Source organism: Lysobacter niastensis (assembly GCF_015453285.1).
In the GTDB taxonomy this organism is placed as follows: Bacteria; Pseudomonadota; Gammaproteobacteria; order Xanthomonadales; family Xanthomonadaceae; genus Lysobacter_J; species Lysobacter_J niastensis.
Genome location: NZ_JADLZT010000004.1, coordinates 24,167 through 40,102 on the forward strand (window position 1 = coordinate 24,167; position 15,936 = coordinate 40,102).

The following is a 15,936-nucleotide window of genomic DNA, read 5'->3' on the forward strand; positions in this document are numbered from 1 at the left end:
GCCGGCCTTCGGGCATAGCCCGAAGGCGTTCGTCGGGTCGCGCGCCAGTGGCGCGCAAGCGACCCTCCTCACCCCTTGATGCACACCACCTGGCGCAGCGTGTGCACGATCTCGACCAGATCCGTCTGCGCCGCCATCACCGCGTCGATGTCCTTGTAGGCGGCCGGCGACTCGTCGATCACGCCTGCGTCCTTGCGGCACTCGACGTGCGCGGTGGCTTCACGATGCTGCTTCAGCGTGATTTCCGCGCGCGCCCGCGTACGGCTCATCACGCGGCCGGCGCCGTGGCTGCAGCTGTGGAAGCTATCCGCGTTGCCCTTGCCGCGCACGATGTAGCTGCGCGCACCCATGCTGCCCGGAATGATGCCGAGCTCGCCTTCGCGCGCGCTGACCGCGCCCTTGCGCGTCACCAGCAGTGAATCGCCAAAATGGTCCTCGCGCTGGACATAGTTGTGGTGGCAGTTCACCGCCTGCTTGTCGGTCTGGAACTTCGGCAGGCGATGGCGCATCTCGTGCAGCACCCGCGACATCATCGCGTCGCGGTTGGCACGCGCGTAGTCCTGCGCCCACGACACCGCCTCGACGTAGTCGTCGAACAGCGCCTCGCCCTCGAGGAAGAACGCCAGGTCCTTGTCGGGCAGGTGGAAGCCGAGCACACGCTTCTCCAGCTGGCGACGTGCCAGCTCGATGAAGTAGGTGCCGATCAGGTTGCCGGTGCCGCGCGAACCCGAGTGCAGCATCACCCAAACGTGGTCGGCTTCGTCGAGGCAGATCTCGATGAAGTGGTTGCCGCCGCCGAGCGTTCCGATCTGCTTGTCGACCTTGTCCGGACGGATCTTCGGGTGGCGCGAGCGGATCGCCGCCAGGCGCGCCATCAGCTCCGACTGCGCCAGCCGCGTCTCGATACTGTCGGGAATGCGGCGATGCTCGCCGCCCGGACCGTTGCCGACCGGGATGCTGCGCTCGATGGAGTTGCGCAGCAGCGCCAGGTCGTCGGGCAGGTCGTCGGCGCGCAATGTCGTGCGCACCGCAGCCATGCCGCAGCCGATGTCGACGCCGACCGCCGCGGGGATGATCGCGCCCTTCGTGGGCACGACCGAGCCGACGGTCGCGCCGATGCCCAGGTGCACGTCGGGCATCACGGCGACCCACGGCCCGACGAAGGGCAGCGCGGTAATGTTGCGCAGCTGCTGCCGCGCCTGGTCCTCCACCGGAACGCCGTGCACCCAGCCCTTGATCGGCGTGCGTGCACCCTCGGCATGGAGGAACTCGAATTGCGTGTGTTGCATGTTCATGGGAATCCTTCCTTGAATGAAGACTCCGCGTGGCGATTCCGTCCGCCACGCGAAGTTTACTGCTTGAGGCTGACCAGCTGCTTCATGACGCCATCCAGGCCGCCGAACACGGTCAGCTTGTCGATCTTCTCGGTGACCTTCTCAAGAGCTTCCAGCTCCTTCAGTCGCATCAGCACCGGGCTCTCCTCGATCAGGCGTGCCGTGTTCAGCAGCGAACGCGTGGCGTTCGCCTCCTCACGACGACGGATCACGTTGGCCTGGGCCGCCTTTTCCGCCTGCACGACGCTGTTGAGGATCTCCTTCATCTCGCCCGGCAGGATCACGTCCTTGACACCGACACCGAGCACCTCGATGCCCAGTTCGACGACGCGACCGCGCACGTAACCGAAGATGTCGGCGTCGAGCGAAGCCTTGTCGCCGAGCAGCTCGTCCAGCGACTTGGCGGCAATCGCCTTGCGCAGGCCGAACTGCAGCTCGCGGTACACGTAGTCGCCGTACTTGGCGACCTTCGTACGTGCGGCCACCGGATCGGTGACGCGGATGCTGGCGGCGAGGTTGACGCGCAGGCTCACCTTGTCGCGGGTCAACAGCTCCTGGCCCGAGACTTCCAGCGACTGCACGCGCAGCTCGATCATCTCCACGCTCACGTTCTTCTGGAAGTTCCAGAAGGCGTACGCGCCAGCGCCGAGCGTGCGCACGAGCTTGCCGTCGACGAACAGCAGGCCGGCGGTCTCCTCCGGCACGATCAGCGACACCGCCAGACGCTCGAGCATGCCGAGCTGGCGCAGACGCTTCACGACGCCGGCCTCGATCTCCAGCCCCTGGGCCAGCGACACGGCCTGCACTTCGACGGCCACGACGCCCTTCCAGTACAGCTTGCGCGAACCCGGAGCGAGCACATCTTCGAGCTTGCCGTTCCTCATCAGCAGGCCCGCCTCGTTGGTGCCGAGGTTGGCCAGCACGAAGGTGTCGCCCAGCTTTTCGCCGAGCACGGCGATCAGCGTGTCGGAATCGCGGCAGGCGTACTCCGGCTTGCTGATGTCGTGCACGACAACTTCGACGCGGCGCAGCGGGTCGAACCAGCGGTACACGCCCGCGGCCAGCACGCCTGCGAATTGACGGTTGCGATACACCAGGCCGCGCTCGCCGTCACCGATCACGACCCTCTTGGTCCAGAACACGGGTGTTCTCCTTGTTGGCTCTGGTGGTCCGATCCACTGAATCAAAGGCGCGCGAGGGATCGGTCATCGCGTGCTGCAAAGAAAAAGATGGAAACGCCCCTGACGCCGATGCCGCGAAGCCCGCGCGCTGTCTGCGCGGAGATTCCGGCGGGCAACGCGGCAGGCGATGGATTGCCAGTGCCGCGCATGCAACCGGTTCCGCGCGCATTCGGGACGCGGGCCCGGCGACATCGCCGCTGCGGGATGGCGTTGCACGATGCGATGGACTGCATCGCCTGGCGCCACGCCGCACAGGGCGTTTCCTGTTTGGGGCTTTCGCCCCGGATCAACGACGTAACAGGTCGTTTTGGAGCGGGAATCGAACCCGCGACACTCGGTGTTTAACCGATGCTCTACCCGACTAAGCTATCCAGTGGTGGACGAACCGGAATCGAACCGGCGGCCAACGGCTCGCGCCGCTGCTCTGCCTCTGAGCTACCGTCCGCTCTCGAAACACCGTCTCGCGATCCACGGCATGCACCACGGCAATGCCGCGCGCACCAGGCGGGTGAGGCTTCAGGCCACGAACCCGCACCGCGATGGATCGTCCGTCGATGTTTCGCATTGGCGTCATATGACGCCAATTCGTGCGCGATCGCATCCGTCCGCTGCCCGTGCCGAAGCATCCAGGCACGGCGCTGTGAGCGCCTTCGCAGCATTCCCCGCCTCGGAGCCAGCACGCTCCGGATGCTTCGGGAGTACGCGATGCAATCGCGATAAAACAGTTTGATTTCCTTGGCAAACGCCAAAAGCAAAACGCCCCCGGGTTGTGGACCCGAGGGCGTTCGCTTGGCCTCGGGAGATCGGGGTGACCGATCTCCCTTGATGGCGGAGATCAGTCGTGGTGGATGGCTTCGTCGCGCTTCGCATGCAGCGACGGCGCGAGCGTGCCTGGGCCGTAGCCCGCAGGCTGCAGCGCGTGACGCTTGGCGATGTCGAAGGCGAAGTTCATGGTTGAAGCCGATCTCGAATAACGCTCGCAGGAGCGAAGGGCGCGCAAGTTACGCCGATGCAAATGCGATTGCAACCACCGTTCATCGGGGAGCGAGCGGCAATGTGCAAGTGACGGTGCGAATCGCACGCTCGCGAGGAGCGTCTAGCAAACGCACGCCGGCACGCGATCGTGCGATTGCTCGGCTCGGCGAACGGGTGCACGCTGCGTGACGCTGGCCGGTCGCTCCTGGTGTGGCCGTTCTCGCTGTCGGCAGCAGTGGGGACTGCTGCCTGGAACACCCAAGGGGAGGGACACGATGATCCGGATATCCGTGTGCGTGATCGCGCTGGCGCTGGCTGCCTGCAGCGGAGGTACGAAGCTGATCAAGGATGCGCCAGCGCCACCCGCCGACAAGCAGGTTGCGTCGGGTAGCAATGCGGCTCTTTCGGCGACCCTGGATTGGGTGATCGTGCGAAATGGCTACGGCGCGTGGGCGCGCAATGCGGATTGGGACGAATACCTGATCCGCGTGCACAACACGTCCGCAATGCCAATGCGCATCCCCCGGACGTCGGTGACCGATTCCTCGGGGCACGCCTCGACGCCCCTCGCCGAGCGGAAGGCCCTGGTCAAGCAGACCCGGAAGACCGTGAAGCGTTATCGCGATGATGGGATCAAGGTGAAAGCGGGCAGTGGCGGTGGAACTTTGATCGCCGCGGGCGCGGGCACCACGGCGCTGGGCGTTGGCATGGTGTACGCGGAGGCGGCTTCGCAGGTCATGTCGACGGCGGCGACGACGAGTACCGGCGTCGGTGCGGCGACCGGTGCGCTGTTGATCGGCGGTCCGGTGCTGGTGGGCTATGGCATCGTTCGCGTGGTGCGCAATGCGAAGGTCGACAACCGCATCGGGCAGCGCCATACGGAGTTTCCGTTAACGCTCGCTGCAGGCGAAGGGGGGCAGCTCGACGTGTTCTTCCCGATCTCGCCGGCGCCCAGCCAGTTGGACATCACCTACGAGGATGAAGCCGGCACTCACACCCTGATGCTTGATACGCGGCAGGTCCTGGCCGGATTGCACTTGCCGGAGAGTGTTCCACCGGTCGCCACTGCGGCGGCGGTGTCGCAGCCTGCCGCAGCGGCCGGCGGTGCCGTTCCCGATTAGCGGATCAACGGTTCGAGCTTGGGCCACACATGGTCGCGCAGCTTCGGCTGCACGCTCGCGACCGGATGCAGGTTGTCGGCCTGGAACGCGTTGCGGTCGGTCGCGATCGGTTCGAGCAGGAACGGCAGCAGCGCCACGGCATGCTGTTTGGCCAGTGTGGTGTAGTTGTCGGCGAAGCCCTGCGTATAGTCGCGGCCCATGTTCGGCGGCATGCGCATGCCGATCAGCAGCACCTTGGCGCCGCTTCCCTTGGCGCTGCGGATCATGCGGTCGAGGTTGGTGCGCGTCTGCGACAGCGGCAGCCCGCGCAGGCCGTCGTTGGCGCCGAGTTCGATGACCACGACCTCGGGCTTGTTGCGCTTGATCTCGCCGTCGATGCGCGCGACGCCGCCTGCCGTCGTCTCGCCGCTGATGCTGGCATTGACCACGCGCCAGCCGGGCCGCGTCTTCGCGATGCGATCGGCGGTCAACGCCACCCAGCCCTGCGAGGCAGCAAGTCCGTAGCCGGCGGCGAGCGAGTCGCCCATCACCAGCACGGTGCGTGCGGCGGCCGGAGCTGCAGTGGCGCGGGCTGCGGTCTGTGCGGAAGCTGGCGACATCGCCAGGGCGAGCAGTACCGGCGCCAGCAGCGCGAGGACCCAACCGATGGCCCATTGAATGCGCGGCCGCGCTGCCGCATATCCATGTCCTGCGGGTCCGTTCAAGGCGAGGTTCCCGATGAGCAGGCGCTTCATTCCTTTCTCCCAATGACCAACGACACCAGCATGGGGACGATCATGGCCGATTCCATCGCGCCTGTGGACACTACTGCCGCACTCCAGGCGGCCGGACTCGGCAAGCGCGTGATGCTGCCCTCCGGCGAACTGATCATCCTGGAAGGGGTGGGCTTCTCGATTGCCGCGGGCGACTCGGTCGCGATAGTCGGTGCATCCGGTTCAGGCAAGAGCACGCTGCTGTCGCTGCTGGCCGGACTCGATACGCCCAGCGAAGGCAACGTGCTGCTCGATGGCCAGGCGCTGTCGACGCTGGATGAAGACGGCCGCGCGCGTGTACGCGGCGAGAAGGTCGGCTTCGTGTTCCAGAACTTCCAGCTGCTGCCGTCGCTGACCGCGCTGGAGAACGTCATGCTGCCGCTGGAATTGCGCGGCGACCGCGATGCCGAGACCCCTGCGCGCTCGATCCTCGAGAAGGTCGGCCTCGGTCAGCGCCTGGGCCATTACCCGCGCCAGCTGTCGGGCGGCGAGCAGCAGCGCGTCGCGCTGGCGCGCGCGTTCGTCACCCGGCCGTCGCTGCTGTTTGCCGACGAGCCCACAGGCAATCTCGATACCCACACTGGGCAGGCGATCATCGAGCTGCTGTTTGAACTCAATGCGGATGCCGGTACGACGCTGGTGTTGGTGACCCACGACGAACACCTGGCCTCGCGCTGCCACCGCCTGTTGCGGCTGGACGGCGGCCAGCTGGTGGCCTCATGAGTTCCTCGCTGATGCAGACGCCGCGGCTGGCGTGGCGCCAGCTGCGCCGCGACCTCGCGGCGGGCGACGTGCGCATCCTGATCGCGGCGCTGGTGCTGGCGGTGCTGGCGGTGACAGCGGTCGGCTTCGTCACCGATCGCGCGGAACGCGCGCTGGCGATCGAGGCCAACCGCCTGCTCGGCGGCGATGCCGTGGTCCGGTCCGACGAGCCCATCAGCGGCGCGATCCGCCGCGCAGCAGAAGTCCCGGGCCTGCAGCGCACCGAGACGATGGAACTGCAGACGATGATCCGCGTCGGCGAACGCCTGCAGCTGGGCGACCTGCGCGCGCTGGGCGCTGGCTTTCCTTTGCGCGGTGCGTTCCGCATCGTCGGACCCGATGGCGTGGAACGCGACGCCGGCGGCGTTCCCGCGCGCGGCACGCTGTGGATGAGCCGGGCCGGCGCCGACACGCTCGGGGCGCGGCTGGGCGACGAGATCGCGATCGGCGATGCGCGCCTGCGCCTGGCTGCACTCGTCGTGCAGGAGCCCGATGCGGCGCTCGATTACTTCAACGTCGCACCGAAGGTCTTCCTCGGCCTGTCCGATATCGCATCGACCGGGCTGGTGCAGGAAGGCAGTCGCATCCGCTACCGGCTGGTCGTGGCGGGCTCCGCAACCGCGGTCGACAAGTTCAACGCCACCACGCGCGCCGTGCTCGGCCGCGGCCAGCGCCTGGAGACGATTGCCGACGCTCGCCCGGAGATCCGTTCCGCGCTCGACCGCGCTGGACGTTTTCTCGGTCTTGCCGCGCTGGTCTCGGTGGTGCTTGCCGCCGTTGCCGTCGCGATGGCGGCGCGACGCCACAGTGCCCGGCATCTGTCCGGTACCGCGGTGATGCGCTGCCTCGGCGCGACGCAGGCCACGCTGGTCGGCATCCAGGTCGGCGAGCTGCTGATGCTGGGGCTGTTCGCCAGCACCGTCGGCGTCGCGCTGGCGTTCGGATTGCAGTGGCTGGTCGGCGGCTGGCTTGCGCAGGCGCTGAAGCTGTCGATTCCGCCGGCAGGCTGGTTGCCCGCATTGCAGGGTTACGGCGTCGGCCTGGTCGTGTTGATGGCCTTCGGTGCGCCGCCGGTGCTGGCGCTGCGTCGCGTGCCCGCGCTGCGCGTGCTGCGTCGCGACCTCGATCCGGCCGAGCCCAGCGCATGGCTGGTGGCTATCGCTGGCCTGGGAGGATTGGCAGCGCTGCTGTGGTGGAAGGCGGGTTCGGCGGCGCTCGGATTGGCGATGCTGGTCGGCATTGCCGCGACGCTGGCGGTGCTGGCACTGCTGGCCTGGCTGATGATCGTCGCCGTGCGCCGGCTGCGTTCGCGCCTTCGCGGCAGCCTGCGCTACGGCCTGGCCAATGTCAGCCGGCGTGCGGGCGCCAGCATCGCGCAGGTGTCGGCACTGGGCCTCGGATTGATGGCGCTCCTGCTGCTGACCTTCGTCCGCACCGACCTGCTCGACCGCTGGCAGATGGCGCTCTCGGACGATGCGCCGAACCGCTTCATCATCAACGTGCAGGACGACCAGGTTGGTGCCGTGCGCGACTTCATCGCGCAGCAGGGGGTCGCACCGCCGACGCTGTATCCAATGATCCGCGGCCGCCTCACCAGCCATAACGGCAAGGCGGTGACCGGCGCCGACTATGCCGGGCAGGGCGAGCGTGCGCAGCGCCTGGCCGAGCGCGAGTTCAATCTTTCCGTCGCCGACGAACTGCGCGACGACAACCGCGTCACCGCGGGAACGTTCTGGGGCAAGACGCGTCCGGTGAAACCGGAAGCCTCGGTGGAGGAGGATTTCGCGGAGCGGCTGGGCTGGAAGCTCGGCGACCGCATCGCCTTCGACATCGCCGGCCAACGCTTCGAGGCGACCATCACCAGCTTGCGCAGCGTCGACTGGGAAAGCTTCCGCCCCAACTTCTTCGTCATCGCCTCACCCGGTTCGCTGGAAGGATTCCCGGCCAGCCACATCACCGCGGTCAGCGTGCCTCCGCAGCGCACGCGCTTCACCGCGGACCTGGTCGAGCGTTTCCCGAACCTCTCGGTGATCGACGTCGAAGCGGTGCTCAAGCAGGTACGCAGCACCGCCGACCAGGTCTCGACCGTGGTCGAGGTGGTGTTCTACTTCTCGCTGGCCGCAGGACTGCTGGTGCTGATGGCCGCGGTCAGCGCGAGCCAGGACGAGCGACTGCTCGAAGGCGGCGTGATGCGCGCGATTGGCGGCAGCCGCCGGCAGTTGCGGCTGGCGCAGGCGTCCGAGTTTGCTGCGATCGGACTGTTGGCCGGACTCACGGCGGCGATCGCCGCGTCGGTGCTGGCCGGAGTGATCGCTGAACAGGTATTCGACCTGCCTTGGCAGGCGGATTGGCGCCTGGCGGCATTCGGCGCTCTCGCCGGCGTGATCGCGGCGCTGCTCGCCGGGCTGTTCGCGACGCGCCGCGTGCTGGACGCGCCGCCGTCGGTGACGTTGCGGGAATTGCAGGGCTGACTTTGCCCGCGACCTCACCCCTCTCCCGCCGGGAGAGGGGTGAGGGTTCGGCGAGCCTCGGAGAGCGACGGCTCTAGTGGAACACCGCCTGCGCCTGCGCGTTGAAACGGCGCGAGTAGTCGCGTTCGCGTGCCACGCGTTCGACCTCGGCGTCGGCGAGGTCGGGCGCGCCGTAGACGGCGTAGGCGATCTCGCCATCGCGCATTCCGATCTGGTGGAGGCGGTAGCGGGGCCGGCCGCCTCCCGTGTTCTCGGGGTAGTGCATCGGGGGATCGCGGGTGTCGAGATCCAGTTCGCTGTTGTCGACCTGGCCGCCGACGAAGAGGGCACGCATCGCGGTTCTCCTCTTGATGGAGTATTCACATCCTCGCTCCGGCGATGTTGTGCCCGCATGAAGCCGGGCGTTGTGGCGGCTTCAGCCGTGTCGACGAACTGTCGACGCGTACAATCCGCGGCATGACTCCGGCCCTTTCCCGCGATGCGTGCTGACGACGGCGACGTCGCCCTGCAGACCCTGCTGCTGCCATTTGCCGACGGCTCGCTGACCTGGCCGGGCGAGGGCGGTGCGTTATTCCTGCGCGCACGCGACGGCTGGCCGCTGCACCAGCGCCGCTGGCCCGGGCTGGTGTGTGAGCAGACCTTCAAACCCGAAGCCGAGGCACTGGAGCGATCCGGCCTGCCTCTGGCCAGCAGCGATGACAGCACGCGCTACCCGCTGGTGCTGGTGCTGCCGCCGCGCCAGCGCGAGGAGGCGCGTGCCTTGTTCGCGCGAGCCGTCGCCCGTTGCGCGCCCGGTGGCCGCGTCGTGGCGTGCCTGGGCAACAACGAAGGCGCGAAATCGGGCGAGGCCGACCTGGCGCGCATCGCCGGGCCGGTCTCGAGCAACTCCAAGCACAAGTGCCGCGTGTTCTGGACCGCACCGCTGCAGGGCCCTGCCGATGGCGCACTGATGCAGGAGTGGCTGTTGGCCGACGAGCCGCGGCCGATCCTCGATGGACGCTTCGTCAGCCGTCCCGGCGTATTCGCCTGGGATCGCATCGACGCGGCGTCGCGCCTGCTCGCCGAGCACCTGCCGACCGATCTCGCGGGGCGCGCGGCCGATCTCGGCGCCGGTTACGGCTATCTCGCTTCCGAGCTGCTGGCGCGCTGTCCCCGGATCAGTGCGCTGGACCTGTTCGAGGCCGAATCGCGCGCGCTGGATCTTGCACGCACCAACCTTGCCGCATTCGCCGATCGGGTCGCGCTGGATTTCCATTGGCACGACGTCACGCGCGGCCTGGACCAGCGCTTCGATGTGATCGTCAGCAATCCGCCATTCCATGCGCAGGGCCGCGCCGACCGGCCCGACATCGGCCGCCGTTTCATCGCGGTCGCGGCGCAGGCGTTGAATCCGGGTGGCAGGTTGTGGCTGGTGGCGAACCGGCACCTGCCGTACGAATCCGAACTCGGCGCGCACTTCGGCCAGGTCCGCACCGTGGCTGAGCGCGACGGTTTCAAGGCGATCGAAGCGGTGCGCGCCACGGCATCGCCCCCATTGAAACAGGCCGCACGATGAAGCTGCTCAAACTGATCGCCAACCTCGGCTACGGCAGTCGCAAGGACGTCGCCGCGATGTTCCGCGAGGGCCGCATCACCGACGCCGAAGGCGAAGTGCTGTACGCCGACGACAAGGTCGGACACGAAGCTGTGCGCGTCGATGGCGAGCCGCTCGATCCACCGGCCGGCATGGTGCTGATGCTGCACAAGCCGACCGGTTACACCTGCTCCACCAAGGATCCAGGCCGCATCGTCTACGACCTGCTGCCGCCGCGTTTCCGCCTGCGCTCGCCGTTGCTCTCCACTGTCGGCCGCCTCGACCGCGACACCAGCGGCCTGCTGATGCTGACCGACGACGGCGCGCTGCTGCATCGCATCGTCTCGCCGAAGGCGAAGCTCTCCAAGGTGTACGAGGCGACGCTGGCGGGCGACCTGCGCGGCGACGAGGGCGAGGTTTTTGCCAGCGGCACGTTGATGCTGGAGTCGGAAACCACGCCGCTGGCGCCGGCGCACATGGAAACGGTCGATGCGCGCCACGCGCGGCTGACGCTGACCGAAGGCCGCTATCACCAGGTGCGTCGCATGTTCGCCGCGGTCGGCAACCACGTGGAAGCGCTGCATCGCAGCCGCATCGGCGGATTGGCGCTGGACGGCCTGCCGCCGGGCGAGTGGCGCCTGCTCGGCGCCGATGACATCGCCCGTCTCTTCGGTGAGCCGGGATGAACCGGCTGGAGCCCATCGGTTTCAGGCCGGCAGCCGTGATGTTCGACATGGACGGCCTGATGATCGAGAGCGAGCGAGCGCTGCTGCAATGCTGGCGCGTAGCATCGGCCGAGCTTGAATTGCACCTTGACGACGCGTTGTGGATGTCGATGATCGGCCTGCACGACAAGGCCTGCCACGACCTGCTGCGCGTCCGCCTGGACGAGGCGCAGATCGAGGCGCTGCTGTCGCGCTGCCATGCGCTCTACGACGAACAGGTGCTTGCAGGCTTGCCGGTCAAGGCGGGCGTGCTCGACCTGCTGTCCCTGCTCGATGCCCGCGGCATCCCGCGCGCGGTGGCGACGTCCACGCGACGACCACGCGCCCTGCAGAAGCTCGAGCTGTGTGGATTGCTGCCGCATTTCCACGCGGTGCTGACCGGCAGCGACGTCGCCCATCCCAAACCCGCACCGGACATCTACCTGCTGGCGGCGCGCGAACTTGGCGTGGATCCCGTGCGCTGCGTGGTGCTGGAGGACTCCGCGCCCGGCGTGCGCGCTGCGCTCGCGGCGGGGATGACGCCGATCCAGGTGCCCGACCTGGCCATGCCCACCGACAGCGTGCGTGCATTGGGCCACCGCATCGTCGAATCGCTGGCGCAGGCGCGGCTGCTGATCGAGCCGGCGTTGGCGTAGATCTCCTTCCCCCGCTTGCGGGGGAAGGTTGGGATGGGGGCGTAAGGCGCGCAGCGCCGAGCGTTCGCCTGCCCTCACCCCAACCCTCTCCCGCAAGCGGGAGAGGGGGCTGTCTGCGTGGGGCTCAGGGCTCCAGCAGCTTGCGCCAACCCTCGATGCCCAGCTTCTCCAGCGTCTCGATGTTGCGCTCGACGATCACGTCGGGGTCCGGGAACGCATCCACTGCGCGCTCCACGCTGGCCTCGCGCAGCAGGTGCAGCGTCGGGTAGGGCGAGCGGTTGGTGCAGTTGCTGGCGTCGTCGGTTTCGGTGCCGGCGAACTGGTAGTCGGGATGGAAGCTGGCGACCTGGATCTCGCCTTCCAGTCCGAGCGCCTCGACCGCGGCATCGGCCTGGTCGAGAAAATCGTTGTAGTCGAGGAAGTCGGTCAGCACGTGCGGATGCACCAGCAGCGTGGTGTCGATTTCCTCGGGATCGGTCTGCGCCAGCCTGACCAGCTCGAACCCGAGCTCTTCCAGCAACGCGTCCGGCGTGGTCGCCTCGCTCAGCACGAAGCGTACCTGTTGCTTGACATACACCGCCTTGGCGAACGGGCACAAGTTCAGCCCGATCACCGCGCGCTCAAGCCAGCGGCGGGTCGCGGCTATCGGGTCTTCGCCCGTCATGCCGTTAGTGCTCGACGTGGACACGGTGGCGTCGCTCAATCGCGGAAGTTGTCGTACTGCAGCGGACGCTCGAACTCGGCCGCGCGCAGCAGCGCGATGGCGGCCTGCAGGTCGTCGCGCTTCTTGCCGATCACGCGCAGCTTGTCGCCGTTGATCTGGGTGTCGACCTTGAGCTTCGCGTCCTTGATCGCGGACTGGATCTTCTTGGCCAGCTCACGCTCGATGCCCTGCTTGACGGTGACCTTCTGGCGCGCGCCCGCGAGGTTGGTCTCGACGTCGACGAACTCCAGGCAACGCACGTCGATGCTGCGGGCGATCAGGCGCGCACGCAGGATGTCGGTCATCTGCTTGAGCTGGAAGTCGCTCGGTGCGGACTGGGTGATGACCTGTTCGTCCAGCACGAACTTGGCGTCCACGCCCTTGAAGTCGAAGCGCGTGCCGAGCTCGCGGTTGGCCTGGTCGACGGCGTTGGTCAGTTCGTGGCTGTCGACTTCGGAAATGACGTCGAAGGAAGGCATGGCGGGCTCCGCGTGGGGCTTGCGACGGGGCGCAAAGGGTAGCGCAGCGCGCCCTCCCTTGCAGCCGCGCGGGCCGGTTTGGCACAACCGCCGTGGTGCGTCGCGGCTAGACTCGGCGTTCCCACGTCGCCTCCACCACATCGCCACCATGCTGACCACGCCTGCCTACGCCGCCGCCGATGCCGCCTCGCCGCTGGCCCCGTTCACGCTGCAGCGGCGCGAGCCCGGTCCGCGCGAGGTGCTGATCGACATCCTCTACTGCGGTGTGTGCCACTCCGACATCCACCAGGCGCGTGACGAGTGGGGCGGCGCGATCTTCCCGATGGTGCCCGGCCACGAGATCGTCGGCCGCGTGACCCAGGTGGGGGCGCAGGTCGGCGCATGGAAGGTGGGGGACACGGTCGGCGTCGGCTGCTTCATCGACTCCTGCCGCCAGTGCCCGTCGTGCCACGCCGGCGAGGAGCAGTACTGCGATTTCGGCATGAGCGCCACCTACAACAGCTACGAACGCGACGCCGAAGGGCGCATCGACAAGAGCCGGCCGACCTACGGCGGCTACTCGACGCGCATCACCGTCGATGAGGCGTATGTCGTGCGCATTCCCGACTCGATCCCGCTGGATCGCGCCGCGCCGCTGCTGTGCGCAGGCATCACCACCTATTCGCCACTGAAGCATTTCGGCGTGAAGGCCGGCGATCGCGTCGCCGTGGTCGGGCTCGGTGGCCTGGGCCACATGGCGGTGAAGCTCGCCGTGGCGATGGGCGCGCACGTGACCGTGCTCAGCACGTCGGAGTCCAAGCGTGGCGACGCGCTGGCGCTCGGTGCCCAGGATTTCGCCGCTACTCGCGACGGGCAGGTGTTCAAGACGCACGCGATGCGGTTCGACTACATCATCGACACCGCCTCGGCCGACCACGACTACAACGCTTACCTCGGCCTGCTCAAGGTCGACGGGACGATGGTGCTGCTCGGAATTCCCGAGGTGCCCGCACCGGTCGCCGCCGGCGTGCTGATCCGCAAGCGCCGGCGCCTGGCCGGATCGATGATCGGCGGCATCCGCGAGACCCAGGAGATGCTCGACTTCTGCGCCGCCCACGGCGTCGCGTCCGACATCGAGCTGATCGGCATCGACCGCATCAACGAGGCCTACGAGCGCATGCTCAAGGGCGACGTGCGCTACCGGTTCGTGATCGACATCGCCAGCCTGCGCGGCGCGCGCTGAGTTTCACGCGCGCATCACGCTGCAATCGTGGCAACGGCGGCGCACTTCAGTGGCGCCGGTCACATCGCGCTGCTTGCCGTTCGTCGGCGTTTTCGATGAACAAAACGCGCTTCCCGTGATGCCAGTCACGGCATCACCGTGGCCGCGACAACAACACCTTAATGAAGCGGCCGCACTCGCTTGTTGTGCGGCGCGACCGATGCGCAGCATGCGTGCGCCGATACCGCGGCGACCACCCGCATGAGACGCGCCATGAACCTCAAGCCACGCACCTTCCTTCTTGCCGCGGCGATCTCCGCCGCGTTGTTCACCATGGCGCCGGGCTTTGCCCAGGACGCCGACCCGGATGCTCCGGTCATCGCCGAAGCCACCGTCCCCAAGGCCCGACTGGTCGACCGCTACACCGAACTGGCCGGCGGCCCCGACGCTTCGGCCGACCTGGTCGGCGACCTGCGCACCGGCGGCGACTTCGTCATCGTCGAAGAAGTGACCACCACCACGACCAATCCCGACGGCACCACCACCACGGTGACGACGCCGGTCGAGCACGCCATCGTCAACGCGAACGGGCCGATGGGCTGGGGCGAGGTCAACATCACGCTGTCGCTGGCGCAGGCGATGGTCGACTCCGGTGCCGCGCCGGACCTGCAGTCGGCATTGGCCGGTGCCACGATCACCAATGCGGATGGCACCGTCACCACGATGCCTGGCGTCTTGCAACTGCGCGCCGACGGCGGCGGCTGGGGCCAGATCGCCAAGCAGCTCGGCTTCAACCTGGGCTCGCTGATCAGCGCGTCCAACCACAGCGACAAGGCCGTGGCCGGCACGGCCCGCGCCGACAAGGCCAAGGCCGAGCGCGTGCAGGGCAAATCCGGAAACGACAAGCCGGCCAAGCCGGAGCGCGTGGCCAAGGCGGAGCGCCCGGACAAGCCCGAGAAGGTCGATCGCCCGCAGCGCCCCGAACGCCCGGAGCGGCCGCAGAAGCCGGAACGTCCGGACAAGCCGGAGCGCGTCGGCCGCATCTGATTCTCGCCGGGGAAATCCGGCAACACCCTGCAACAACTCCCTCTTGATGGGCGCCAGCGGGTTCGGCGCCCATCGTCTTGTCCGCTTCGAGGAATCGAATGAAGCAATTGGCAATCCTGTGCGCCGGCCTGCTTGCCGCGGGCGCGGCGCAGGCCGGCGACGGTTTCAGTCTGGGCATCGGCGCCGACTACAGCAGCGGCGACTATGGCAGCGACGTCACCACCGAGATCTTCTCCGTGCCGGTCAACGGCAAGTACGTGAGCGGCAACTGGACCTTCAAGGGCAGCCTGCCGTGGCTGGACGTGACGGGCGATCCCAACGTGCTGCCCGGCCTGGGCCGGGTCGACAACAACAACCCGAACGGCCGCGGCCGCGGCAACGGAAATGGCAACGGAAACGGCAACGCGCCGCCGCCGACTCCTGAGCCGGTCACCGAAGACGGCAGCGCCTCCGGCATCGGCGACCTGCGCCTGTCGGCCGCCTACGCCTTCGACACGGGCGGTCCGCTCGGCGTGGACCTGACCGGCAACGTCAAGATCGCGACCGCCGACGAGGACAAGAGCCTCGGCACCGGCGCCAACGACTACGGCGTCGCGCTCGACCTGTACCGCGACTTCGACGGCACCATGCTGTTCGGTGGCGTCAGCTACACGATGCTGGGCGATTCGGACTTCATCGACGTCGACGCCGTCGGCGGTGCGAATGCCGGCGTCAGCCAGCGCATCGGCAGTGGCAACCTGGGCGTGATGTACGACTACCGCCAGGCCGCGTCGGACGACTCCGACGATCGCAGCGAAGTCATCGGCTTCTACGGTTTCGGCGCGGGGGCGAACGGGCGGATGCAGCTCTATGGCAGTGCCGGCCTGTCCGACGGCAGTCCGGAATGGGGCGCAGGCCTCTCCTACATGCACGCGTTCTGAAGTAACCGCGGCTCAAACACGGCGGCGCGGGGGCGCGCCGCCATGCGCCTATTGCCG

16 protein-coding genes and 2 tRNA genes are annotated in these 15,936 nt (G+C 67.9%); 9 read left to right on the top strand and 9 right to left on the bottom strand.

Annotated features, from left to right (window positions below; genetic code table 11):
- Positions 1-68: 68 nt before the first annotated feature.
- From IU514_RS07665 to IU514_RS07680, 4 genes are all read right to left on the bottom strand, one after another.
- Complete coding sequence (locus IU514_RS07665) at positions 69-1,289, bottom strand: RtcB family protein (protein WP_194930809.1); 1,221 nt, start codon at positions 1,287-1,289, stop codon at positions 69-71.
- Positions 1,290-1,351: 62 nt separating this feature from the next.
- On the bottom strand, positions 1,352-2,476 hold the full coding sequence (locus IU514_RS07670) for a slipin family protein (protein WP_194930525.1): 1,125 nt from the start codon (positions 2,474-2,476) through the stop codon (positions 1,352-1,354).
- A 347-nt stretch (positions 2,477-2,823) separates the two neighbouring features.
- Positions 2,824-2,887: transfer RNA gene (locus tag IU514_RS07675), tRNA-Phe, on the bottom strand.
- Between the two features lie 2 nt (positions 2,888-2,889).
- A tRNA-OTHER gene (locus tag IU514_RS07680) sits at positions 2,890-2,959 on the bottom strand.
- 716 nt (positions 2,960-3,675) lie between these two features.
- Between IU514_RS07680 and IU514_RS07685 the strand changes: the two genes are divergently transcribed.
- Entirely contained in the window at positions 3,676-4,611 is a 936-nt protein-coding gene (locus IU514_RS07685) for a hypothetical protein (RefSeq protein ID WP_194930526.1), read from the top strand.
- Here the strand turns inward: IU514_RS07685 and IU514_RS07690 are convergent.
- Entirely contained in the window at positions 4,608-5,345 is a 738-nt protein-coding gene (locus IU514_RS07690) for an arylesterase (RefSeq protein WP_228760568.1), read from the bottom strand. The genes IU514_RS07685 and IU514_RS07690 overlap by 4 nt on opposite strands.
- A gap of 42 nt (positions 5,346-5,387) precedes the next feature.
- Between IU514_RS07690 and IU514_RS07695 the strand changes: the two genes are divergently transcribed.
- Complete coding sequence (locus IU514_RS07695) at positions 5,388-6,086, top strand: ABC transporter ATP-binding protein (protein WP_228760569.1); 699 nt, start codon at positions 5,388-5,390, stop codon at positions 6,084-6,086.
- Complete coding sequence (locus IU514_RS07700; RefSeq protein ID WP_228760570.1) at positions 6,083-8,596, top strand: ABC transporter permease; 2,514 nt, start codon at positions 6,083-6,085, stop codon at positions 8,594-8,596. Before IU514_RS07695 ends, IU514_RS07700 begins: the two co-directional genes overlap by 4 nt.
- A 73-nt stretch (positions 8,597-8,669) precedes the next feature.
- Here IU514_RS07700 and IU514_RS07705 read toward each other — a convergent pair whose 3' ends face one another.
- The gene (locus tag IU514_RS07705) at positions 8,670-8,930 is read right to left on the bottom strand and encodes a hypothetical protein (protein WP_194930527.1); all 261 of its coding nucleotides are present in this window, start codon (positions 8,928-8,930) and stop codon (positions 8,670-8,672) included.
- A 144-nt stretch (positions 8,931-9,074) separates the two neighbouring features.
- Here IU514_RS07705 and IU514_RS07710 point away from each other — a divergent pair, with 144 nt between their 5' ends.
- The 3 genes from IU514_RS07710 to IU514_RS07720 are packed head-to-tail and all read left to right on the top strand — an operon-like array spanning position 9,075 to position 11,529.
- A complete protein-coding gene (locus tag IU514_RS07710; protein ID WP_194930528.1) occupies positions 9,075-10,151 on the top strand; it encodes a class I SAM-dependent methyltransferase in 1,077 nt (358 codons plus the stop codon).
- On the top strand, positions 10,148-10,855 hold the full coding sequence (locus tag IU514_RS07715) for a pseudouridine synthase (protein WP_194930529.1): 708 nt from the start codon (positions 10,148-10,150) through the stop codon (positions 10,853-10,855). Before IU514_RS07710 ends, IU514_RS07715 begins: the two co-directional genes overlap by 4 nt.
- The gene (locus IU514_RS07720) at positions 10,852-11,529 is read left to right on the top strand and encodes an HAD family hydrolase (RefSeq protein ID WP_194930530.1); all 678 of its coding nucleotides are present in this window, start codon (positions 10,852-10,854) and stop codon (positions 11,527-11,529) included. Before IU514_RS07715 ends, IU514_RS07720 begins: the two co-directional genes overlap by 4 nt.
- 124 nt (positions 11,530-11,653) lie before the next feature.
- Here IU514_RS07720 and IU514_RS07725 read toward each other — a convergent pair whose 3' ends face one another.
- Both IU514_RS07725 and IU514_RS07730 read right to left on the bottom strand, forming a co-directional pair.
- Complete coding sequence (locus IU514_RS07725; RefSeq protein WP_194930813.1) at positions 11,654-12,193, bottom strand: DUF1415 domain-containing protein; 540 nt, start codon at positions 12,191-12,193, stop codon at positions 11,654-11,656.
- A gap of 35 nt (positions 12,194-12,228) precedes the next feature.
- Positions 12,229-12,711, bottom strand: coding sequence for a YajQ family cyclic di-GMP-binding protein (locus IU514_RS07730; protein ID WP_194930531.1), 483 nt, complete (start codon positions 12,709-12,711; stop codon positions 12,229-12,231).
- A gap of 148 nt (positions 12,712-12,859) precedes the next feature.
- Between IU514_RS07730 and IU514_RS07735 the strand changes: the two genes are divergently transcribed.
- On the top strand, positions 12,860-13,933 hold the full coding sequence (locus IU514_RS07735) for an NAD(P)-dependent alcohol dehydrogenase (RefSeq protein ID WP_194930532.1): 1,074 nt from the start codon (positions 12,860-12,862) through the stop codon (positions 13,931-13,933).
- A 3-nt stretch (positions 13,934-13,936) separates the two neighbouring features.
- Here IU514_RS07735 and IU514_RS07740 read toward each other — a convergent pair whose 3' ends face one another.
- Complete coding sequence (locus tag IU514_RS07740; protein WP_194930533.1) at positions 13,937-14,143, bottom strand: hypothetical protein; 207 nt, start codon at positions 14,141-14,143, stop codon at positions 13,937-13,939.
- A gap of 42 nt (positions 14,144-14,185) precedes the next feature.
- Between IU514_RS07740 and IU514_RS07745 the strand changes: the two genes are divergently transcribed.
- Positions 14,186-14,959, top strand: coding sequence for a hypothetical protein (locus IU514_RS07745; protein ID WP_194930534.1), 774 nt, complete (start codon positions 14,186-14,188; stop codon positions 14,957-14,959).
- A gap of 98 nt (positions 14,960-15,057) precedes the next feature.
- A complete protein-coding gene (locus IU514_RS07750) occupies positions 15,058-15,879 on the top strand; it encodes a transporter (RefSeq protein WP_194930535.1) in 822 nt (273 codons plus the stop codon).
- Positions 15,880-15,936 lie beyond the last annotated feature (57 nt).

Bases quoted from the DNA above. Each gene is read 5' to 3' on its own strand.
- IU514_RS07665 (WP_194930809.1), bottom strand. From the start codon at position 1,289: ATGCAACACACGCAATTCGAGTTCCTCCATGCCGAGGGTGCACGCACG.
- IU514_RS07690 (WP_228760568.1), bottom strand. From the start codon at position 5,345: ATGAAGCGCCTGCTCATCGGGAACCTCGCCTTGAACGGACCCGCAGGA.
- IU514_RS07735 (WP_194930532.1), top strand. From the start codon at position 12,860: ATGCTGACCACGCCTGCCTACGCCGCCGCCGATGCCGCCTCGCCGCTG.
- IU514_RS07725 (WP_194930813.1), bottom strand. From the start codon at position 12,193: ATGACGGGCGAAGACCCGATAGCCGCGACCCGCCGCTGGCTTGAGCGC.
- IU514_RS07715 (WP_194930529.1), top strand. From the start codon at position 10,148: ATGAAGCTGCTCAAACTGATCGCCAACCTCGGCTACGGCAGTCGCAAG.
- IU514_RS07695 (WP_228760569.1), top strand. From the start codon at position 5,388: ATGGCCGATTCCATCGCGCCTGTGGACACTACTGCCGCACTCCAGGCG.
- IU514_RS07700 (WP_228760570.1), top strand. From the start codon at position 6,083: ATGAGTTCCTCGCTGATGCAGACGCCGCGGCTGGCGTGGCGCCAGCTG.
- IU514_RS07720 (WP_194930530.1), top strand. From the start codon at position 10,852: ATGAACCGGCTGGAGCCCATCGGTTTCAGGCCGGCAGCCGTGATGTTC.
- IU514_RS07740 (WP_194930533.1), bottom strand. From the start codon at position 14,143: ATGCTGCGCATCGGTCGCGCCGCACAACAAGCGAGTGCGGCCGCTTCA.
- IU514_RS07710 (WP_194930528.1), top strand. From the start codon at position 9,075: ATGCGTGCTGACGACGGCGACGTCGCCCTGCAGACCCTGCTGCTGCCA.
- IU514_RS07705 (WP_194930527.1), bottom strand. From the start codon at position 8,930: ATGCGTGCCCTCTTCGTCGGCGGCCAGGTCGACAACAGCGAACTGGAT.
- IU514_RS07745 (WP_194930534.1), top strand. From the start codon at position 14,186: ATGAACCTCAAGCCACGCACCTTCCTTCTTGCCGCGGCGATCTCCGCC.
- IU514_RS07750 (WP_194930535.1), top strand. From the start codon at position 15,058: ATGAAGCAATTGGCAATCCTGTGCGCCGGCCTGCTTGCCGCGGGCGCG.
- IU514_RS07730 (WP_194930531.1), bottom strand. From the start codon at position 12,711: ATGCCTTCCTTCGACGTCATTTCCGAAGTCGACAGCCACGAACTGACC.